The organism is Aquabacterium sp. (assembly GCF_049274795.1).
In the GTDB taxonomy this organism is placed as follows: Bacteria; Pseudomonadota; Gammaproteobacteria; order Burkholderiales; family Burkholderiaceae_C; genus Aquabacterium.
On the sequence record NZ_JBASTH010000038.1, the window covers coordinates 177,501 to 197,025 of the forward strand.

19 protein-coding genes and 1 pseudogene are annotated in these 19,525 nt (G+C 65.2%); 14 read left to right on the forward strand and 6 right to left on the reverse strand.

Annotated features, from left to right (window positions below):
* Positions 1–180: 180 nt before the first annotated feature.
* The gene (locus tag WAQ08_RS06750) at positions 181–1,407 is read left to right on the forward strand and encodes a DesA family fatty acid desaturase (protein WP_422190253.1); all 1,227 of its coding nucleotides are present in this window, start codon (positions 181–183) and stop codon (positions 1,405–1,407) included.
* A 463-nt stretch (positions 1,408–1,870) separates the two neighbouring features.
* Here WAQ08_RS06750 and rpmG read toward each other — a convergent pair whose 3' ends face one another.
* Both rpmG and rpmB read right to left on the reverse strand, forming a co-directional pair.
* Positions 1,871–2,041 (reverse strand): 50S ribosomal protein L33, encoded by a 171-nt coding sequence (rpmG, locus tag WAQ08_RS06755; protein ID WP_130966209.1) that lies wholly within the window; start codon positions 2,039–2,041, stop codon positions 1,871–1,873.
* Between the two features lie 15 nt (positions 2,042–2,056).
* Positions 2,057–2,290 (reverse strand): 50S ribosomal protein L28, encoded by a 234-nt coding sequence (gene rpmB / locus WAQ08_RS06760; protein WP_422190256.1) that lies wholly within the window; start codon positions 2,288–2,290, stop codon positions 2,057–2,059.
* A 506-nt stretch (positions 2,291–2,796) separates the two neighbouring features.
* On the opposite strand from rpmB, the gene WAQ08_RS06765 reads away from it, so the two are divergent.
* Together WAQ08_RS06765 and WAQ08_RS06770 are read left to right on the forward strand one after the other, a co-directional pair.
* Positions 2,797–3,423 (forward strand): glycoside hydrolase family 19 protein, encoded by a 627-nt coding sequence (locus tag WAQ08_RS06765; RefSeq protein ID WP_422190258.1) that lies wholly within the window; start codon positions 2,797–2,799, stop codon positions 3,421–3,423.
* Positions 3,420–3,965: a hypothetical protein gene (locus tag WAQ08_RS06770; RefSeq protein WP_422190260.1), complete on the forward strand. Its 546-nt coding sequence runs from the start codon at positions 3,420–3,422 to the stop codon at positions 3,963–3,965. The genes WAQ08_RS06765 and WAQ08_RS06770 overlap by 4 nt, the downstream gene beginning before the upstream one ends.
* A gap of 27 nt (positions 3,966–3,992) precedes the next feature.
* On the opposite strand, the gene trxB is transcribed toward WAQ08_RS06770, so the two are convergent.
* Positions 3,993–4,949, reverse strand: coding sequence for a thioredoxin-disulfide reductase (trxB, locus tag WAQ08_RS06775; protein ID WP_422190262.1), 957 nt, complete (start codon positions 4,947–4,949; stop codon positions 3,993–3,995).
* Between the two features lie 288 nt (positions 4,950–5,237).
* Here trxB and WAQ08_RS06780 point away from each other — a divergent pair, with 288 nt between their 5' ends.
* The 6 genes from WAQ08_RS06780 to lolA all read left to right on the forward strand — a co-directional run bounded on the left by WAQ08_RS06780 (position 5,238) and on the right by lolA (position 10,208).
* Entirely contained in the window at positions 5,238–5,909 is a 672-nt protein-coding gene (locus WAQ08_RS06780; RefSeq protein ID WP_422190264.1) for a Crp/Fnr family transcriptional regulator, read from the forward strand.
* Positions 5,910–6,158: 249 nt separating this feature from the next.
* Positions 6,159–8,669 carry a DNA translocase FtsK gene (locus tag WAQ08_RS06785; RefSeq protein WP_422190266.1) on the forward strand — a complete coding sequence of 837 codons (2,511 nt, stop codon included), beginning with the start codon at positions 6,159–6,161 and terminating at the stop codon, positions 8,667–8,669.
* A gap of 96 nt (positions 8,670–8,765) precedes the next feature.
* Positions 8,766–8,996 carry a hypothetical protein gene (locus WAQ08_RS06790; protein ID WP_422190268.1) on the forward strand — a complete coding sequence of 77 codons (231 nt, stop codon included), beginning with the start codon at positions 8,766–8,768 and terminating at the stop codon, positions 8,994–8,996.
* Complete coding sequence (locus WAQ08_RS06795; protein ID WP_422190270.1) at positions 8,993–9,214, forward strand: PA14 domain-containing protein; 222 nt, start codon at positions 8,993–8,995, stop codon at positions 9,212–9,214. Before WAQ08_RS06790 ends, WAQ08_RS06795 begins: the two co-directional genes overlap by 4 nt.
* On the forward strand, positions 9,115–9,360 hold the full coding sequence (locus WAQ08_RS06800; RefSeq protein ID WP_422190272.1) for a PEP-CTERM sorting domain-containing protein: 246 nt from the start codon (positions 9,115–9,117) through the stop codon (positions 9,358–9,360). Before WAQ08_RS06795 ends, WAQ08_RS06800 begins: the two co-directional genes overlap by 100 nt.
* A gap of 173 nt (positions 9,361–9,533) precedes the next feature.
* Complete coding sequence (gene lolA, locus WAQ08_RS06805; RefSeq protein ID WP_422190297.1) at positions 9,534–10,208, forward strand: outer membrane lipoprotein chaperone LolA; 675 nt, start codon at positions 9,534–9,536, stop codon at positions 10,206–10,208.
* 126 nt (positions 10,209–10,334) lie between these two features.
* Here the strand turns inward: lolA and WAQ08_RS06810 are convergent, their stop codons facing one another.
* Positions 10,335–12,344, reverse strand: coding sequence for a DEAD/DEAH box helicase (locus tag WAQ08_RS06810; protein ID WP_422190274.1), 2,010 nt, complete (start codon positions 12,342–12,344; stop codon positions 10,335–10,337).
* Between the two features lie 689 nt (positions 12,345–13,033).
* On the opposite strand from WAQ08_RS06810, the gene WAQ08_RS06815 reads away from it, so the two are divergent.
* The 5 genes and pseudogenes from WAQ08_RS06815 (at position 13,034) to WAQ08_RS06835 (ending at position 17,625) form a co-directional block, all read left to right on the forward strand.
* Complete coding sequence (locus tag WAQ08_RS06815; RefSeq protein WP_422190277.1) at positions 13,034–14,434, forward strand: replication-associated recombination protein A; 1,401 nt, start codon at positions 13,034–13,036, stop codon at positions 14,432–14,434.
* A 14-nt stretch (positions 14,435–14,448) separates the two neighbouring features.
* Positions 14,449–15,072 carry an esterase/lipase family protein gene (locus WAQ08_RS06820; protein WP_422190279.1) on the forward strand — a complete coding sequence of 208 codons (624 nt, stop codon included), beginning with the start codon at positions 14,449–14,451 and terminating at the stop codon, positions 15,070–15,072.
* Between the two features lie 133 nt (positions 15,073–15,205).
* A pseudogene (locus WAQ08_RS06825) lies at positions 15,206–16,509 on the forward strand (ethanolamine ammonia-lyase subunit EutB).
* 4 nt (positions 16,510–16,513) lie between these two features.
* Complete coding sequence (gene eutC / locus WAQ08_RS06830) at positions 16,514–17,338, forward strand: ethanolamine ammonia-lyase subunit EutC (RefSeq protein ID WP_422190281.1); 825 nt, start codon at positions 16,514–16,516, stop codon at positions 17,336–17,338.
* A gap of 47 nt (positions 17,339–17,385) precedes the next feature.
* Positions 17,386–17,625, forward strand: a complete 240-nt coding sequence (locus tag WAQ08_RS06835; RefSeq protein ID WP_422190283.1) for a hypothetical protein — start codon at positions 17,386–17,388, stop codon at positions 17,623–17,625.
* A 15-nt stretch (positions 17,626–17,640) separates the two neighbouring features.
* Here WAQ08_RS06835 and gshA read toward each other — a convergent pair whose 3' ends face one another.
* Together gshA and WAQ08_RS06845 are read right to left on the reverse strand one after the other, a co-directional pair.
* Positions 17,641–19,104: a glutamate--cysteine ligase gene (gene gshA / locus WAQ08_RS06840; RefSeq protein WP_422190299.1), complete on the reverse strand. Its 1,464-nt coding sequence runs from the start codon at positions 19,102–19,104 to the stop codon at positions 17,641–17,643.
* Positions 19,105–19,307: 203 nt separating this feature from the next.
* A partial coding sequence (locus WAQ08_RS06845; protein WP_422190285.1) for a transposase occupies positions 19,308–19,525 on the reverse strand: 218 nt, incomplete at its 5' end.

Sequence of the window (19,525 nt, forward strand, 5' to 3'; positions counted from 1 at the left end):
CCCGTGAATACCGCGCATTTGATGGGCCTTACCTTGACATTGCGCGACCCTCGCGGCCCCAAACTGGCGACGGAGTGCGGTGCGCCCCTGCCACCACTCCTTCAGGTGATCTTGCGTTGCCGCAAGTGGAAGAACGTCGGGGCTCTAATACAATCGCACGTTCTCTGTGAGGTCTTTTAGATGCTTGATTTCCTGACGTCCTCGGCTCTGCTGGATTCCGTGGTCAGCTGGCTGTCCGATGGGCTGCTGGACGCCGCTTGGTGGCAGGTGGTGCTCTACACCCTGGTGCTGACGCACATCACCATCGCGTCCGTTACGATTTTCCTGCACCGTTGCCAGGCGCATCGCTCGCTGGACCTGCACCCGATCGCCTCGCATTTCTTCCGCTTCTGGCTGTGGCTGACGACCGCCACTGTCACCAAGGAATGGGTGGCCGTGCACCGCAAGCACCACGCCAAGTGCGAGACCGAGGAAGACCCCCACAGCCCCGTGGCCCACGGCATCAAGACCGTGCTGCTGCGTGGCCGTGAGCTGTACGCCGAAGAGGCCGCCCGCCAGGAAACCCTGGCCAAGTACGGCCACAACACCCCCAACGACTGGCTGGAGCGCAATGTCTACACGCGCTTCTCGGCCAAGGGCGTGTTCCTGATGTTCCTGATCGACATCGCCCTGTTCGGCGCCATCGGCATCACCGTGTGGGCCGTGCAGATGCTGTGGATCCCGATCACCGCCGCCGGCATCATCAATGGCCTGGGCCACTGGTGGGGTTATCGCAACTTCGAGGCGGCCGACGCGTCGACCAACATCAGCCCCTGGGGCATCCTGATCGGTGGCGAAGAGCTGCACAACAACCACCACACCTACCCGACGTCGGCCAAGCTCTCGGTCAAGTCCTACGAGTTCGACATCGGCTGGGGCTACATCCGCGGCCTGGAGATGCTCAAACTGGCCAAGGTGCGCAAGGTGCCGCCCCGCCTGATGCTGGGCGAGGTCAAGCCCGTGGCCGATGCCAAGACGCTGGAAGCGCTGGCGGCGCACCGTTATGAATTGATGGCCTCGTATGCCCGTGAGGTGCGTGCGGCTTGTGCGGCCGAGATGTCTCGCCTCAAAGCCAATGGTCAGCAGGCCGCTGCAGAGAAGCTGCAGAAGGTGCGCCACTGGATGCACCGCGATGACGAGAAGGTGCCGCATGCGCTGCGCATCGACATCGAGAAGGCGCGGGCTGAGCACCCCAGCCTGGACAAGCTGCTGACGATGCGGGAGGAACTGCGCCAGGTGTGGACGCGCACGAACGTGTCGGGTGAGCAACTGGTGGCGGATCTGCAGGGCTGGTGTCAGCGGGCCGAGGGCAGCGGGATCAAGGCGCTGCAGGAGTTTTCTTTGAAGCTGCGGGCTGCACACGCCTGATCTCGAGAGCGTTTCTTCCTTCTTTTTAAAGAGCCTCGCTAGTTTTAGCGGGGCTTTTTTGTATTCGGGCATGCCTTTTTAGGGGCTCCGGGGCGAGGCTGCGCTGGGCAGGGCTCCACGGGTGGCGGTCCTGCCGTAGGCAGGACTGCTCTGCGGTGCTCAGGCCGGGCAGGCGGCTGCGGAACTCGGGCCCTTCAGGCCCTCAGACATCCTCGCCGTCCCCTGGGGCCATAGGCCAGGGGCAACCTGCCCGTCCTTGCGCTCCTCGACGCCACCTGGTCGCCCTGCCCAGCGCAGCCTCGCCCCTTCGGGGTGGCGGCATGCGGAGGGTGCGGCATTGCGCGTCTGCACCATCGTCATCTATTGAGGGCGGGAAGTTGTGGCTGCAGAAAACAGGAATGCCCAAAAACAAAAACCGCCGAGGCGTTCGCCAGGGCGGTTTTTTGAGAAAGCAGCAGAAGGATTACTTCAGCTTCACTTCCTTGTAGGCCACGTGCTTGCGGGCCTTGGGGTCGAACTTCATGAATTCCAGCTTTTCGGGCGTGGTCTTCTTGTTCTTGGTGGTGGTGTAGAAGTGGCCGGTACCCGCAGTGGATTCCAGCTTGATCTTTTCGCGTCCGCCTTTAGCAGCCATGGTTCACCTCTCCAATCACAGTTCGCCGCGAGCACGCAGATCCGTCAGGACCTGGTCGATGCCCACCTTGTCGATCAGTCGCAGAGCGGCCGTGCTGATGCGCAGACGCACCCAGCGGTTTTCGCTCTCGACCCAGAAGCGGCGGTACTGCAGGTTAGGCAGAAAACGACGCTTGGTTTTGTTGTTGGCGTGGGAAATATTGTTCCCCACCATCGGGCCCTTACCCGTGACTTGACAGACGCGTGCCATGACGCTTCTCCGTTCGCTGATTAGGCGTTGTGTTGCGAATCGGTGGGCAGAGCAAGGACCGATCAAGAGACCTGTGCTTGGTGCTCACCCTTCCGGCTGCCTCGAAGCGGCATGAAAGCCGCCCCAAAAGCCGGGACGAATTTGGGAAAACCAAGATTATAGCCAGAAACTTGGCCAACGCCAAGCCACTACGTGAAGAGCTTGTGCCGGATCTATTCTCGCCCCTCTGTATGCAGGGGAGTAAGGCGGATGTGAAGGCCGAAACTTGCCAAGCAGACGGTGTATTCTGCATCGCAAACAATCAGGGAACTGCGAGGGAGCACATGGCTGGGTCGTCAATCAAGCAGGAGAGCGCTTTTGCCTGGCTTTCCGGATGGAACAGGCAGTTGTCGGATCCGCGTTCTCGTCTAGGAGGCGGAAAGGTTGGGCTCTACGAGTTGGCCTCCACGCCTCAGGCTCCGGCACAGTGTCTGTGCCTCAGTCCCCAGGCGCCTGCAGCTCGTTACATGGACATTGTGGGTGATGCGGTTCAGCGGCGCCTCGTTCTGACTGAAGATCTGCTTCGGGCAACTGTGCCAAGCCTCAACACCGTGCGTCGGCTGGCTGCCTTCCTGGAGCAGGTCATCGTCGAATCTACGTCATTCAGCCGTGTGACAGAGGGCCTGTATTACTCTTCTGCCGAACGTTTACATGCGGTGTTTCCCAGCAAGTTCCCCACGGTCAAGAGCGCGGAGGGCTATACAAAGAACCCGGAGAAGCTCGCGAACCACGTCTATGCAAACAAACTTGGCAATGGCGATGAGGCGGGCGAAGAAGGTTGGAAATATCGAGGCCGAGGGCTGATCCAGCTGACCGGAAAAGCAAACTACGAAGCCTTCCAGAAGGCCACAGGGATCGATGTCGTTACATCGCCTGAACTGCTGGAGCAACCAGGCTACGCAGTGTATTCGGCCACATGGTTCTGGCACAGCAGGGTGCTCAATGGCTTGGCCGACAGCCAAAGTTATCTGGCGCTGACCAAGCGGATCAACGCGCCGGCACTGCATTTCTCCGAGCGTGAGGCAGCCCGCAAGCACGCGGAAAAGATCTTGGAGCGGGCCCAGTTGTATGGGCTGGGAGTGGCAACGCCATGAGTCGTGTCAGCTTCTACGGTCTTGCAGCGCTGGTGTTGGTTTTCCTCGCGGCGGATGCCTGGGCTATGTCAGCACCTTCGCCATGTGACACCCCTCAAGCGCATGGCCCCCAGGTGGATGCGAGCGCGGTGTTTTCAGTAGAGCTAGCGCCCTACGGGCACGTATGTTTCGTGGCCCGCAAGGTGCCAGTGCCGGTCTATGCCGAAGCAGACTATTTGCAATTCGAACTGCTGCGCGGCCCCCAGGCCCCAGCGGTCAAGCTGCCGTGGCCCGAGCGCTATCTGTGGAACGGCGCTTGTCGGATCAGGGCTGTCTCGTTTCCGCTGCTCGACAAGGGGCCTCAGCGCAGCATCCTGATACTGGGGCGCTGCAATACGGCCGGCGATGAGCTCGATCAGGCCTTGATCTATCGAGGCAGCCCCCAGGGGTTCAAGCTGGACACGCCTTTGAGCGTCGATGCGACGGGCTTCGACACGATCGCCAAGGCGGAGGCCTGGGTCCGTGAGCGAATCCGTCAGCAGCCCTCAGGCCGTGCACGGTAGCTTGCCAGCCTGAGGCGCAAAGGCCTGTCAGCCCCCGTTCTGCTCCAGGAAGCGCTGCGCATCCAGCGCGGCCATGCACCCCGTGCCGGCGCTGGTGATCGCCTGGCGGTAGATGTGGTCCTGCACGTCGCCAGCGGCGAACACGCCCGGCACGCTGGTCATGGTGGCAAAGCCTTCGGAGCCACTCTTGGTCAGGATGTAGCCATCCTTCATCTCCAACTGGCCCTTGAAGATGTCGGTGTTGGGCTGGTGGCCGATGGCGATGAAGCAGCCCTTGACCTCCAGATCCTTGGTCGAGCCGTCGGTGGTGCTCTTGAGGCGCACGCCGGTCACGCCGCTTTGGTCGCCCAGAACCTCGTCCAGCGTCTGGAACAGGTGCAGTTCCATCTTGCCGGCCTTGACCTTCTCGGCCACCTTGTCGATCAGGATGGCCTCGGCGCGGAACTTGTCGCGGCGGTGGATCAGGTGCACCTTGCTGGCGATGTTGGACAGGTACAGCGCTTCCTCGACGGCGGTGTTGCCACCGCCAACCACGCAGACCACCTGGTCGCGGTAGAAGAAGCCGTCACAGGTGGCGCAGCCGCTCACGCCGCGGCCCATGAAGGCCTCTTCCGAGGGCAGGCCCAGGTACTTGGCCGAGGCGCCGGTGGCGATGATCAGGGTGTCGGTGGTGTAGGTGCCGGAGTCGCCCTTGAGGGTGAACGGGCGCTTGGACAGGTCGACCTCGTTGACGTGGTCGAACACCATCTGGGTCTGGAAACGCTCCGCGTGCTCCAGGAAGCGTTGCATCAGCTCGGGGCCCTGCACGCCGTGCACGTCGGCGGGCCAGTTGTCCACCTCGGTGGTGGTCATCAACTGGCCGCCCTGGGCCATGCCGGTCACCAGGGTGGGCTTGAGGTTGGCCCGGGCGGCGTAGATGGCGGCAGTGTAGCCGGCAGGGCCGGAGCCCAGGATCAGGACGTTGCTGTGGGTCGTGTCGGACATGATCTAGAGGAGCCTTTCAGGCACGAATTGTGCGCCAGGGGCGTGTTTCACAAGGGGTGTGAGGGCATCAATTCTTTTAATGGCCTTCTTTGACGGTGCACCTTCGGACATGGTCTTCGTACGCAAAACGAAAAAATGTCTAAAAATTCCGGCACCGATGCCGAAAATTGTAGGGACTGGTGACGGACTGCACGTCGCACGGGCTGGTTTGGCCGTGTTGACTGCGTCGCGGAGCCACCCCAAACCCGATTGCACCCCGCAACCGCAAGGCACCAAAGAGGAGCTGCCATGGCCATGTTGTCCAACCTCGATCTGATCCGGCGCGTGCCGCTGTTCTCCATGCTCACGCAGGCGCAGGCCGAGTCCATCGCCGAGAGCGTGGTCAAGCGCCGCTACCGCCGGGGCGAACTGATCGTCGAACGCGGCCGCAAGACGAACTCCCTGTTCATCCTGCTGACGGGCCGTGCCCGCGTGGTCGCCGCCGACGAGCGGGGCCGCGAGGTCATCCTGGCCGTGCTGGAAGCCGGCGACTACATCGGCGAGATGAGCCTGATCGACAACGAGCCGCATTCGGCCACGGTGCGCGCCGAGGTGCAGACCGATGTGCTGATGCTGGGCCGCCAGGAGTTTGCCCGCTGTCTGCCGGAGAACTCTTCGCTGTCCTACGCCATCCTGCGTGGCCTGGTGCAGCGCCTGCGCAATGCCGATCGCCAGATCGAATCCCTGGCCCTGCTGGACGTCTACGGCCGCGTGGCCCGCGCCCTGCTGGACATGGCCGACGAGGACCACGGCGCCAAGGTGATCCGCGGCAAGGTGTCGCGCCAGGATCTGGCCAAGCACGTGGGTGCCTCGCGCGAGATGGTCTCCCGCGTGATGAAGGACCTGGAAGAGCGCGGCCTGATCGAGACGCAGGACACCGGCAGCGTGGTGCTCAAGGAGCGCCTGGTCGCCACGGCCTGAGGCCGATCCCTTTTTGTTTGGCTGTCTTGGCGCCTGCGGGCGCCAGCCGCCGCCACCGTGGGTCGCCCGCGTGGCGGCCATTTGCGTTGTGTGGCGTGAAGGCGGGACGGGGCTGGGCGGTTTCAGCTTGTTTCAAAAGGCCTGGCCTCTCGCGCCTGTTGACCGAAGTGCCCAGGCCAGGGCGATCAGGGCGTTGGGCACGGGTGTTCTCCCGGTGTTTTGCCGCGCAATCTCCCGCACAATCGGGCCATGACCTATCCCTTGGGCTCTCTGAACGCGGATGGCGGCGATGACCGCCGCCACGATCCGGCCACCTCTCTGCGCCTGACCGGGCGCCTGCACCGCCAGCCTGCATCTGCGGCCGCCGTGCCTTCCACACCGGTCGAGACCACGTTCCGCTTCCAGGCCCTGCTGCTGATCGGCGCGTTGGCTTGGATCCTGATACTGCTGGCCATGGTCAGCCATGACCGGCTGGATGCGGCCTTCAGCACCTCCGGGCTGAACCGTGAGGCCACCAACTGGGTGGGCCACCTGGGCGCGTTGGCGTCCGACCTGCTGTACTGCCTGATGGGCTTTTCCGGCTGGTGGGTGCTGATCGTGAGTGGCCGCGCCTGGCTCAGCGCCTTTGCGCGCTGGCTGCGCCGTGATCCGGCCCTGGCCCATCTGTCGCAGAACGCGCCGGGTGTGTCCTACCCCCGCTGGCGTTTCTGGCTGGGCGTGGTGCTGCTGTTGTCGGCCAGCTGCGCGCTGGAATGGACGCGCCTGTACCGCGTGGAGCCCGCCATCGCTGGTGAGCATGCCGGCGGCATCCTGGGCCTGCTGCTGGGCCCGCTGAGCACCAAGTGGCTGGGTTTCAATGGCTCGGGCGTGCTGTGGATCGCGATGCTGGTCACCGGCATGGCCATGGCGCTGCGCTTCTCGTGGCTGGACGTGGCCGAGCGCATCGGCTCGGTGGGCGATCTGCTCAAGGAGCGCCGCGAGGCCCAGCGCGAGGCGCATCTGGACCAGGTGCTGGGCCAGCAGGCCGCCAGCGAGCGCGCCCATGAGCGCGAGGTCGAGGTGGTGCGCCACCACATGCCCACGCCCGATCTGGAGATCAATGGCGATCCCGACGCGGCGCCACCACCCATGCCGCCGCAGGCTCCGATCCCGCTGGTCATCGAGGCCCCGGTGATGGAGGTGCCCAAGTCCGACCGCATCATCAAGGAAAAGCAAAAGCCCCTGTTCAGCGACATGGCCGACACCAAGCTGCCGCAGATCGATCTGCTGGACACCGCCGGTGGCCGCATGGAGACCGTCACCGCCGATTCGCTGGAGATGACCTCCCGCATGATCGAGAAGAAGCTCAAGGACTTCGGCGTTGAGGTGCGGGTGGTGGCGGCATCGCCCGGCCCGGTGATCACGCGCTACGAGATCGAACCGGCCACGGGCGTGAAGGGCTCGCAGATCGTCAACCTGGCCAAGGACCTGGCACGCTCGCTGTCGCTGGTGTCCATCCGCGTGGTCGAGACCATCCCCGGCAAGAACCTGATGGCGCTGGAGCTGCCCAACACCAAGCGCCAGATGATCCGCCTGACCGAGATCCTCGGCTCTCAGGTCTACAACGATGCGCAGTCGATGCTGACCATCGGCCTGGGCAAGGACATCATCGGCGCGCCCGTGGTGGTCGATCTGGCCAAGATGCCGCACTGCCTGGTGGCCGGTACCACCGGCTCGGGTAAATCGGTGGGCATCAACGCCACCATCCTGAGCCTGCTCTACAAGGCCGAGGCGCGCGATGTGCGCCTGATCCTGATCGACCCGAAGATGCTCGAAATGAGCGTCTACGAAGGCATCCCGCACCTGCTGTGCCCGGTCGTGACCGACATGAAGCAGGCCGGCAATGCGCTGAACTGGGCGGTGGGCGAGATGGAACGCCGCTACAAGCTCATGAGCAAGATGGGCGTGCGCAACCTGGCCGGCTTCAACAAGAAGATCGACGAGGCCAAGGCGCGCGGCGAACTGATCCCCAACCCTTTCAGCCTGACGCCGGAAGAGCCCGAGCCGCTGGAGCGCCTGCCCTTCGTCGTGATCGTGATCGACGAGCTGGCCGACCTGATGATGGTGGTCGGCAAGAAGATCGAAGAGCTGATCGCCCGCCTGGCCCAGAAGGCCCGCGCCGCTGGCGTGCACCTGATTCTGGCCACGCAGCGCCCCAGCGTGGACGTGATCACTGGCCTGATCAAGGCCAACATCCCGACGCGGATCTCGTTCCAGGTCAGCAGCAAGATCGACAGCCGCACCATCCTCGACCAGATGGGCGCCGAGGCGCTGCTGGGGCAGGGCGACATGCTCTACCTGGCGCCCGGCACCGGCCTGCCCGTGCGTGTGCACGGTGCCTTCGTGAGCGACGACGAGGTGCACCGCGTCGTCGAATACCTCAAGACGCAGGGCGAGCCTAACTACATCGAGGGCATCCTCGAAGGCGGCTCGCTGGGCGACGAGGGCAGCAACCTCGATGGCTCGCCTGCCGGTGGTGGTGATGGTGAATCCGACCCGATGTACGACCAGGCCGTGGCCATCGTGCTGCAGCATCGCAAGGCCTCGATCTCGCTGGTGCAGCGCCACCTGCGCATCGGCTACAACCGCGCGGCGCGCCTGCTGGAGCAGATGGAAAAATCCGGCTTGGTGTCCAGCATGTCCACCAATGGCAACCGCGAGATTGTCACGCCCAACCGGGGCGGCGAGGGCGGCGCCACGGCCGCGCCCTGGGACACCTGATCGCTGCAAACTGGGGGATGCCATCCGCGTCTAGGGATGGATGCCTCGCCGGGCTCGATCCTAGGATGCCGTTCACGCCCAACAAGGGGAACGAGCATGAAAGCATCCTGGATGACGGCGCTGGCCTTGAGTGCTTCGATGATGGGCAGTGCCTGGGCCGACCTGAGCGCCCATGTCTACGACGGCTGGGGATTCGACTGCTCGGGCAACATCTCGACAGCGGGCTTGACCCCCTTGGGCAGTTTCATCGATCCGCAGATCGATCACTGGGATGGCAGTTCCACGTACAAGTGGAACCTGCTGGGCGAGGTGAGTCCTACACCGTGACCTGGGCTGGCTACCTGCTGGCCCCCGCAGCGGGCGAGTACCATTTCCGCACCGTGTCCGATGATGGCGTGCAGGTGTTCATCGACGGTGCGCGGGTGATCCACAACACGGCCGAGCAGTGGCTTGGCGCAGCGCAACGCTCACGGCGGGCGCCCATGCGCTGGATGTGCGCTTCTACGAGGCCTATACCTACGACGGCATCATCTTCCAGTGGATGAAGCCGGGCGATGCGGACTGGTCCATCGTGCCCGCCTGCGTGCTGGTGACGGCGGTGCCGGAACCTGAGTCGCTGGTGCTGGCCCTGGCTGGCCTGGCCGTGGCGGGCGCCATGACCCGCAGCCGCAAGGGCAGGCCACACGCCTGAACGCCGCTGCCGGCGAGGGGCGCTGGCCAAGGGCAGGACAAGGTGGCAGGGTCATGCGGGCCTGCCCCTGCAAGGGGCCTGGGAACCCATGGAACAATCGGAGCTCCAACCTTGCAGGAGGCCCCGATCCGATGATGAAGCCCAGGTACACCGCTGCCATAGCCGCCAAGGCGATGTTCACCCTGCCGCGCGCGGCCTTGCTGGCCGCCTGCCTGTTCCAGTTCGGCGCCATGCCGGCGTATGCCGATGCCGTGGCGTCGCTGCGTGCGTTCGTGAAGGATGTGCAGAGCGGCCAGGCCAGTTTCAAGCAGACAGTGACCTCGCCCGATGGCAAGAAGGCGCGCACCTCGACCGGCACGCTGGAGTTCCAGCGCCCCAACCGCTTCCGCTTCGCTTACGACAAGCCGATGGAGCAGTTGATCGTGGGGGATGGCCAGAAAGTGTGGCTGTACGACGCCGACCTGAACCAGGTGACGGAGCGGCCCATGAGCCAGGCCCTGGGCGCTACGCCCGCGGCCCTGCTGTCGGGCTCCTCACTGGAAAAGGATTTCACGCTCAAATCCGTGCCACCCACGGCATCACAAGGTGCGGCGTCCGCGACCCCGGCGACAGCGCAGGCGGCAGGTTTGATCGAATGGGCCGAAGCCCTGCCGCGCTCGAAGGACGGGCAGTTCCAATCGGTGCGTGTCGGCTTCAAGGGCAACACGCTCGTGGCCCTGGAAGTGCTCGACAGCTTCGGGCAGAAGTCGCGTCTGGACTTCACCCGTTTCGACACGAAGGCGGCGGTGCCGGCTTCGCGCTTTGTGTTCACACCCCCGGCGGGGGCGGATGTGCTCAAGCAGCCTTGATGCGCGCGCGATGGTGCGCGTGACAGGCTGGCTCGATCAATGATCTGGGGCAGGGCCGGCGACGACGATGCGTCGGCGGCCTGCCAGGCCCTCACGGGAGGTCAAGCCCGTGAGGTGGCTGAATGATCAGCCTTCGCGCTTGCCGAAGCCGCTGCGCTTGCCGCCGCCGAAGCCCGGCTTGGGGCCCGACTTGAAGCCGGGCTTGTCGCCGAAAGGCTTGCGGTCACCGCTGAAGGACTTGCCTGCGTAGGGCTTGCCGCTGCCTGCCGGCTTGCCGCCGAAAGGCTTGCGGTCACCAAAGGGCTTGTCACCGAACGAGGGCTTGTCGCCGTAGGGGCGCTGCTCGCGGTCACCACGCTGGGGGCGATCACCGAAGGGGCGGTCGCCATGGGCGCGGTCACCGAAAGAGCGCTCGCCGTGCGGACGGTCGCCATGACGGGGCTTGAAGCCGCCGCCATCACGGCCTTCACGCGGGCCTTGGCTGTTGTCGCCTTCGACCGGGCGGAAGCGCGGATCATGCTGGTCGTTCTTGCCGAAGCCACCAGCGCGCGGGCCGCCGAAGCCGCCACGATCACCGCCACCAAAACCACCGCGGTCGCCGCGGTCGTTGAAGCTGCGCTCGCCACGGTCACCACGATCGAAACCGCGGTCGCCAAAGTTGCGATCACCGCCGCGATCGCCACGGTCTCCACCGAAGCCGCCGCGCGAACCGCCGCCGAAGCCGCGGTCATCGCGGTGGCGCTGGCCGGGCATCGGCTTCTTGCCGCGTGCGGGGGCGCCGCGTTCGGCCTGCAGCTTGGTCTTGGGCTCCAGGCCTGCGATCACGGCTTCAGGGATGCGCTGCGTGGTGAAGCGCTCGATGCGGCGCACCATGGGAATGTCGCGGCGCTCGGCCAGCGTCACGGCCAGGCCGCTGCGACCGGCACGGCCCGTGCGGCCGATGCGGTGCACGTAGTCTTCCGGCTTCATCGGCATGCCGTAGTTGATCACGTGGGTGATCGTGGGCACGTCGATGCCGCGGGCGGCCACGTCGGTGGCGACCAGCACGCGCAGCTGACCCATGCGCAGGCCCTGCAGCACGCGGTTGCGGCGGCCTTGCGGCATGCCTCCGTGCAGCGCGGCCACGGCGTGGCCCATGTCGGCCAGGCGGTCGGCCAGGATGTCGGCGTCACGCTGGGTGCTGGTGAACACCACGGCCTGGTCCACGTCCTTGGTTGTCAGCAGGTGGTCCAGCAGGTCGTTCTTGTGGGCCAGAGTGTCGGCTACGTGCAGACGCTGCTCGATGTTGTCGTGGCTGTCGGTGTGCGAGGCCACTTCGATGTTCAGCGAGTTGCGCGTCAGGCGCTCGGCCAGCTTGCCCACGTGGCCCGCGAAGGTGGCGCTGAACATCAGCGTCTGGCGGTTCTCGGGGGTTTGCTGCGCGATGGCTTCGATGTCGTCGATGAAGCCCATGTCCAGCATGCGGTCGGCTTCATCGAGCACCAGCGTTTCCAGGTTGCTCAGCACGGCGGCGCCGGTGCTCAGGTGGTCCAGCAGGCGGCCGGGGGTGGCGATCAGCACATCCAGCGGGCCCTTCAGGGCCTTGAGCTGGTAGCCATAGGGCACGCCGCCCACGACGGTAGCCACGCGCAGGCCTTGCATGTGGCGGCCATAGGTGGACGCGGCCTTGGCCACTTGCAGGGCCAGTTCACGGGTGGGGGCCAGCACCAGCACGCGCGGACCGTGCACCTTGCCCTTTTCGCGGCGCTTGGTGTTGTCGCCACGGGCGGCGATGATGCGTTCCAGCGCGGGCAGCATGAAGGCGGCGGTCTTGCCGCTGCCGGTGCTGGAGGCCACGCGCAGATCCTTGCCTTCCAGTGCAGCCGGGATGGCGCGCATCTGCACGTCCGTCGGGTTGCTGTAGCCGGAATCGGCCAGGGCCTGGATCAGCAGGGGGCTCAGGCCCAGGTCAGCGAAGCCGGCGCCATCGGCGGGAGCTTCTTCGCCTTCGAGTTGTTCGTCATCGCCAAAAGCGGCGTCGGCGCGGGCTTCGGCCTCCAGGCGACGCGACAGCGCATCCAGTTGCGATGCGGTGTGCTCGTCGATGGCGGGGGCGCCATCCTGGGTCAGGTTGGTGTTGTCGTGATCGTTGTTCATAACTTCTTTCAAGCCAAAGCGCGGCGCTGGCCCGTCGACCTCATGGGGTCGCGAAAAGGCCAAAGCCGCAAAGCCCGTGCGGCTCGTTGCCGGCACAGGGCTCAGGTTAGGTCGCTGTGGTATCCCGCTAGGGAGTTCGTGTCCGTACCTCGTGACAGGCGCGCTCGGCGCTGTGGCATCACGGTGAGTCGGTTTGAGAGCGACGGCATCGCCGCCAACCGGAACTCAAGACACGTTGTGTTGGTTGGCACCCGACGGCGCAACCCGGCTTGAAAAAGGTCAGAGGGGATGAACTTGCATCCGCTTCATAACAAGCGAAGACCGCCATTATGGCGGGTTTGTACGGATTTGTCCATCCCCTCACGCTGGCAGGGGCGCCAGGCGGTGAGAACAGGCGCGGTGGCCGCCCCTGTCGGTCGTGGGGAAGGGGCCTTACTCGGGGCGCTTCATCGACAGATCGTTGGCAGTGCGGAGGCCGCGGACGCCAAGGAACAGCAAGGCAGGCACGGCGACAAGGCAAAGGATACCAATGGTCAGCATGACGAAACCTCTGTGCAAGGGTGGATGAGAGCCTCAGCATGCGCCGATAGAACGGTGGGCAATAGCGGGTAAACGTGATGAATTAGGCGTCTTCTGGGGGGGCTTCAAGGGTTATTCCTGGGGCTTGAAGGGGCTGCGACAATCAGGGTATGCAGGAAAGCCTCGATTTGCCCCTCGATCCGCCTGGTGACGATGGCCATACGCCGCAAACCCAGCAGGCATCGGGTGATTTGCCAAAACGTGCCAGCCGGCCCGCTCCTTCGGCCCATGCACCATTGGCGGAGCGGCTGCGCCCCAAGGTGCTGGATGACGTGGTTGGTCAAGCGCACCTGCTGGGGCCGGGCCAGCCGCTGCGCGTGGCGTTCGGCTCGGGGCAGCCGCACTCGATGATCCTGTGGGGCCCGCCTGGCGTGGGCAAGACCACGCTGGCGCGCCTGATGACGGGCGCGGTCGATGCGGAGTTCGTGACCATCTCGGCCGTGCTGGGCGGCGTCAAAGACATCCGTGAGGCCGTGGACCACGCGCAGATGGCGCAGCAGCGCGGACGGCGCACCATCGTGTTTGTCGACGAGGTGCACCGCTTCAACAAGGCGCAGCAGGATGCTTTCCTGCCGCACGTGGAATCGGGGCTGTTCACCTTCATCGGTGCCACCACCGAAAACCCGTCGTTCGAGGTGAATGCGGCGCTGTTGTCGCGTGCGACCGTGCATGTGCTGCGCTCGATGGACGAGTCCGCGATGCGCGAGATTTTGCAGCGTGGCCAGGCGGCGCTGCATGGCCCTGCATTGACGCCTTCCGCGGCTGAACGGCTGATCGCCTATGCCGACGGCGATGCGCGCCGCCTGCTCAACACCTATGAAACGCTGGTTGGTTTGCTGCGTGGCCAGGCCGAGATTGATGAAACGGCGCTGGAGCGCTCGCTGGGCGAGCAACTGCGCCGCTACGACAAAGGCGGCGACCAGTTCTACGACACGATCTCGGCGCTGCACAAGTCGGTGCGAGGCTCCGACCCGGATGCGGCGCTGTACTGGTTCGTGCGCATGCTCGATGGCGGTGTGGATCCGCGCTACATCGTGCGGCGCCTGATCCGCATGGCCAGTGAGGACATCGGCCTTGCTGATCCGCGGGCGTTGCGCCTGGCACTCGATGCCGCCGAGACCTACGAGCGCCTGGGCAGCCCCGAGGGCGAGCTGACGCTGGCGCAGTGCGTGATCTACCTGGCCATGGCGCCCAAGAGCAATGCGGCCTATGTGGCCTACAAGGCCGCCAAGGCCTGGGTGTCCAAGGACCAGAGCCGGCCCGTGCCCATGCACCTGCGCAACGCCCCCACCAAGCTGATGAAGGAACTGGGCCACGGTGCGAACTATCGCTACGCGCACGACGAGCCCGATGCCGTGGCCAAGGGTGAGCAGTACTTCCCGGATGGCATGGCGCCGCAGGCCTTCTACAAGCCGGTGCCGCGCGGGCTGGAGATCAAGATCGGGGACCGGCTGGCGCAGTTGCGCGGGGCAGGGCAGGCACCTGCGGCTGACGACGTGGACGAGGCCTGAGCGGGCCGCACGCCATGCACGCACTGTTCGTCCACGGCATGGGGCGCAGCACCTGGTCGGGCTGGCCCATGTTGCGGCAACTGACCAAGGCCGGGCTGCGCACGAGCAGCCATGGCTATAACGTCAGCCTGCAGCGCTTCGATGTGATCCGTGATGGCCTGGTCCAGCGTATCCACGGGCTGGCGGGGCAGGAGTTGGTGCTGATCGGGCATTCGCTCGGGGGCGTGCTGATCCGCGCGGCGTTGGCTGCGATGCCGCCGGATGCCAGCAGACCGAAGCACATCTTTTTGCTGGGCTCGCCCGTGCAGCCTTCCTGCCTGGCTCAACGGCTGCAGCCCAATCCTGTGTTCCGCCTGGTCACGCGTGATTGCGGGCACCTGCTGTCGTCGGCCGAGCGCATGGGCGGGATCGCCATTCCGCCCGGGCCGCTCACCAGCATCGTCGGTGTGAAAGGGTTGACAGGGCGCCTGAGCCCGTTCGGTGCAGAGCCCAATGACGGTGTGGTGTCGCTGTCCGAGGTCAGCTCAGTGAACATCCCGGATCAAGTGCGATTGCCAATCGTGCACACGCTGCTGCCTTCTAGCACCGAGGTGGCGAAAGTCATCCTGCAACGCATCGGGCTGCTGGCCGGGCGCTGAGCGCGCCGGCCCTTCCGCCCTTTGGCGGTACGGGCGGGCATCCTCGTTGCTTGCACGGTGGGCATGCCGGTGGCAGGCTTGAGCCGTGTCGCCTGTTTGTCTGCCGCCTGGCCGCAACGCTTGAGACCTGCCCATGCCCCAGCCAGCCTACACCCACCGCGCCGGCGTGCATACGCACACCTTCCGCGATCTGAAGGACCTGATGGCCAAGGCCACGCCCGCGCGTTCAGGAGATGCGCTGGCCGGCGTGGCTGCGCACACGGCGCAGGAGCGCGTGGTGGCCCAGATGGCCCTGGCCGAGCTGCCCTTGCGCACCTTCCTGACTGAGGCCCTGATCCCCTATGAAGAGGACGAGGTCACGCGCCTGATCATTGATACGCACGATGCCCAGGCCTTTGCGCCGATCGCGCACCTCACGGTGGGTGACTTGCGCAACTGACTGCTGGCCGACGACGTCGATGCGAGCAGGCTGGCTGCCGTGGCATCAGGCATCACGCCCGAGATGGCTGCGGCCGTGAGCAAGCTGATGCGCAACCAGGACCTGATCCTGGTGGCCCGCAAGTGCACCGTGCGATCTGCCTTTCGCAACACCATCGGGCTGCCTGGGCGCCTGTCCACACGCCTGCAGCCCAATCACCCGACGGATGACGCCAGCGGCATCGCGGCCAGCGTGCTCGATGGGCTGCTGTACGGCAGCGGCGATGCGGTGATCGGCATCAATCCGGCAAGCGACAACGTGCCTCAGGTGATCCGCCTGGTAACGATGCTGGCCGAGGTCATCGAGCACTATGGCATCCCCACGCAATCGTGCGTGCTGACCCATGTGATCAACACGATGGCGGCCATCGAGCACGCTGGCCTTGTCGCTCCAGCGCGGCACGGTGGGTGACAACGTGATGTATTGCGAGACGGGGCAGGGCAGCGCCTTGTCTGCGAATGAATGGCCACCATGGCGTCGACCAGCAGACCTGTGAGGCCCGAGCCTATGCCGTGGCCCGTGCCTTCAAGCCCTTGCTGGTGAACACGGTGGTGGGCTTCATCGGGCCGGAGTACCTGTACGACGGCAAGCAGATCATCCGCGCCGGGCTGGAGGACCACTTCTGCGCCAAGCTGATGGGCCTGCCCATGGGCTGTGATGTCTGCTACACCAACCATGCGGAGGCCGACCAGGACGACATGGACACGCTGCTGACTCTGCTGGGCGCGGCCGGCTGCACCTATGTGATGGGCGTGCCCAGCGCGGACGACATCATGCTGAACTACCAGACAACATCGTTCCACGATGCGCTGTATGTGCGCCGAGTGCTGGGGCTGCGGCTCGCGCCGGAGTTTGAAGCCTGGCTGGCGCAGATGCGCATCTTCAGCGAGGCTGGACCTGGCTTCAGGCTGGACGAAGCGATGCCCGCGGCCTTTCAGCCTGCCTTGTCCGGAGTGTGAGCGCATGGCCGATCACTCCGTCGATACCCAGGCGCAAGCGGTGTCTCATGGCGATGCGGATGTCGTCGAGAACTCCTGGGCACCCCTTCGCCGCCTGACGGGCGCGCGCATCGCGCTGGGCCGGGCGGGGGTGAGTCAGCCTACCGCGCCGCAACTGGCCTTTCAGTTGGCGCACGCACAGGCGCGCGATGCCGTGCACCTGGCATTGAACGCTCAGGCACTGCACGCCGCGCTGGAAGCACTGGGCCATGGTTGCCTGCAGGCAGAACGTGCTGCCGGTGCCAAGGTTGGGGCGGAGACAGCGGAACACTGTGCTGAACTCCCAGCCGATTCGCAACGGCCTTATGACGTGGCCTTCGTGGTGGCCGATGGCCTGTCTGCGCTGGCCATCGCCAGCCATGCCTTGCCCTTCCTGCAGTGCGTGTTGCCACGCTTGAGTGCCGAGGGCTGGCGTGTGGCGCCCCTGGCCCTGGTGGAGCAGGGCCGCGTGGCCGTGGCCGATGAAGTGGGTGAACTGCTGGGCGCCAGCCTGGTGGTGATCCTGATCGGCGAGCGGCCCGGCTTGAGCTCACCGGACAGCATGGGCCTGTACCTGACCTGGATGCCGCGTGTGGGCCTGAGCGATGCCAGCCGCAACTGCATCTCCAACGTGCGTCCGGTCGGCTTGCCTCTGGCAGAGGCGGCGGACAAGCTGCTGTGGCTGATGGCCGAGGCGCGGCGTCGCGGCTTGAGCGGCGTCGCCTTGAAGGATGAAACCACGCAGGCGGTTGCAGGGCCGGGCGCCTTGCCGGCCACATCGTTTCTGCTGCCTGGCCGGGCCCATGCCTGAGATTGCCCGACAATCCCGCATCGATTGAATCCCCGCCGGAGCCTCCCATGAAGACCTACGACATCGAACTGCAGCGCCTGAAATCGGCCAGACACAACAAGGGCCTGATCGAGTTGGGTGTCGATGTGCTGGTGCAGCCCCGCCAGACCAAGGGCGAAGATGCCGCCACCACCAGTTGCCTGTCGATCCCGGTGGACGATGCGCGCACCTTGCTGATCCTGCTCAAGCAGCAAATCACGGAAATCGATAAGCTCAATCCGCGCAGCCGCCGTTCAGGGCGCTGCTGAGGCCTGCTGGCCTTCTTATACCACCAGGTGTTCAGGTGACATGTAGTCTTGCCTGAAAGCCTCGAAAGGCAAGGTGTCGGCAGCTTCGATGCCGGCCTGCTCTTCGATGGACGCAGCGGCTTGCTGCGCGAACCGTGTTGCCACGCTGTTCGGCAGTTCCAGCCCGAGCAGGGCATCGCGTGCCAGGATGGATCTGGCCAGCCCGAACCCGGCATGGCCGCTGGCCGGATCCTGGGCCATCGCCGCGACCACCGCTGCCGATGGCAGACGGGACGGATCGTCCAGGGCTGCGCTGGCGGCTTCCCAGGCTTGGCGGTAGCCGGCGCCACCCAAGGTGGCATCCAGGCGCTCGGCGATCGGCAGGCAGGCCGCCACGATCTCACGGGCCCAGTCCGTCAGCAGCACGGGCTGGCCATCACGCTCCAGGTGCAGGCCCGGCTCGCGGCCACGCGCCGCGGTGCTCTGCTGGTTACGCCCCAGGGCTGCGATCTCGTCAGGCGTGTCCGGCGGGCTGTCGCTCAGCAGGCAGTGCAGCAGGAAGGTGTCCAGGAAGCGCGCCGTGGCTTCATCGATGCCCACAGGCAAGAATGGGTTCAGGTCCATGCAGCGTACCTCGACATACTCCACGCCGCGTTCGCGCAAGGCGTGCAGCGGGCGCTCGCCTGACTGGATCACGCGCTTGGGCCGGATGGTGCTGTAGAACTCGTTCTCGATCTGCAGCAGCGAGGTCGACAGTTGCTTGTAGCCGCCGGCCCCATCGTGGATGCCCATTGCTTCGTAAGCGGGGTAGGGCTTGGTCAGTGCACCCTGTAGCGAGCCGGCATAGCCCTTGAGGCAGTTGTAGCTCACGGCCAGCGCGCTCTGGGCATCGCTCTGGTAGCCCAGGCGGCCCATGCGCAGCGAGGTGGCATGCGGCAGAACCATGGTCTGCCCGCCCAGAGGCTGCAGGCCGTGCGGCAGGCCCTCGACGAAGCCGGCGGTGGTGGCGGGCGATGCGCCGAACAGCCACAGCAGCAGGAAGGACTGGCGGCGGAAGTTGCGGATCAGCGCGAAGTAGTCGTCATTGCTCAGCCCTGGCAGCGACCAGTTGTAGTGGATGCCCGAGATGGTCTGCATGCGCGGGCCATAGCGGTTGGCCAGCCCGATGCGGTAGACGCGCTTGGCTTGGCCCACGTTGGACGCGCCGTACTGGCCGATAGGGATGCCCGCATCAGGCGGCAGATCGCAGGGCATGCTGCTCACCCACAACTGCTCGCTGCCGATGTGGCGGTAGACGAACTGGTGGATCCGGGTGAGCTCGGCCACGGCATCGGCCACGCTGGTGTGCGCACCGGTGACCAGTTCCAGCTGCGATTCGCTGAAATCGGTGGTGATGTGCGGGTTCGTCAGCGCGGACCCCAGTGCAATGGGGTGGGGCGTGAGCGCGAGCTGGCCACTGGGCGTGGTGCGCAGGCTTTCCTTTTCGATGCCGCGGCGCATGCCTTGGAGTTGCTCGGGCGACAAGGCGCGCAGCCGGTCGGTCAGGGTGGTCAAAATGCGCTCTCCTCGGGAGCCTGTCGTCGGTGTGGACGCGCGAACATATCAGAGATGTGAAATCTTTGCAGACGGTTGCCTGTCATGAGGGCATCGCATATGGCTCTGATGGAATGTTTCTTGCGATGTACGGAGAACAGTTTAAGAATCTATCCGTAAATTATATTTGCGCGTAGTGGTACTTTGCGGAACGCAATGATGGCAGCAGCCAGATGGTTGAGCGCAAGGAGGCTGCGTTCCAGCTTCTCGTATCGCACGAGGAGTTTGCGGAACCGATTGAACCAACTATGGCAAACCTCGACAACCCAGCGGCGCGCCTTCTTCTTCGGATCACGTCGCTTGTTGTCGGCCTCTTTGCGCCGATCAA

Coding starts and splice junctions, on each gene's coding strand:
- WAQ08_RS06750 (WP_422190253.1), top strand. CDS start 181: ATGCTTGATTTCCTGACGTCCTCGGCTCTGCTGGATTCCGTGGTCAGC.
- rpmG (WP_130966209.1), bottom strand. CDS start 2,041: ATGGCTGCTAAAGGCGGACGCGAAAAGATCAAGCTGGAATCCACTGCG.
- rpmB (WP_422190256.1), bottom strand. CDS start 2,290: ATGGCACGCGTCTGTCAAGTCACGGGTAAGGGCCCGATGGTGGGGAAC.
- WAQ08_RS06765 (WP_422190258.1), top strand. CDS start 2,797: ATGGACATTGTGGGTGATGCGGTTCAGCGGCGCCTCGTTCTGACTGAA.
- WAQ08_RS06770 (WP_422190260.1), top strand. CDS start 3,420: ATGAGTCGTGTCAGCTTCTACGGTCTTGCAGCGCTGGTGTTGGTTTTC.
- trxB (WP_422190262.1), bottom strand. CDS start 4,949: ATGTCCGACACGACCCACAGCAACGTCCTGATCCTGGGCTCCGGCCCT.
- WAQ08_RS06780 (WP_422190264.1), top strand. CDS start 5,238: ATGGCCATGTTGTCCAACCTCGATCTGATCCGGCGCGTGCCGCTGTTC.
- WAQ08_RS06785 (WP_422190266.1), top strand. CDS start 6,159: ATGACCTATCCCTTGGGCTCTCTGAACGCGGATGGCGGCGATGACCGC.
- WAQ08_RS06790 (WP_422190268.1), top strand. CDS start 8,766: ATGAAAGCATCCTGGATGACGGCGCTGGCCTTGAGTGCTTCGATGATG.
- lolA (WP_422190297.1), top strand. CDS start 9,534: ATGTTCACCCTGCCGCGCGCGGCCTTGCTGGCCGCCTGCCTGTTCCAG.
- WAQ08_RS06810 (WP_422190274.1), bottom strand. CDS start 12,344: ATGAACAACGATCACGACAACACCAACCTGACCCAGGATGGCGCCCCC.
- WAQ08_RS06815 (WP_422190277.1), top strand. CDS start 13,034: ATGCAGGAAAGCCTCGATTTGCCCCTCGATCCGCCTGGTGACGATGGC.
- WAQ08_RS06820 (WP_422190279.1), top strand. CDS start 14,449: ATGCACGCACTGTTCGTCCACGGCATGGGGCGCAGCACCTGGTCGGGC.
- eutC (WP_422190281.1), top strand. CDS start 16,514: ATGGCCGATCACTCCGTCGATACCCAGGCGCAAGCGGTGTCTCATGGC.
- WAQ08_RS06835 (WP_422190283.1), top strand. CDS start 17,386: ATGAAGACCTACGACATCGAACTGCAGCGCCTGAAATCGGCCAGACAC.
- gshA (WP_422190299.1), bottom strand. CDS start 19,104: ATGCGCCGCGGCATCGAAAAGGAAAGCCTGCGCACCACGCCCAGTGGC.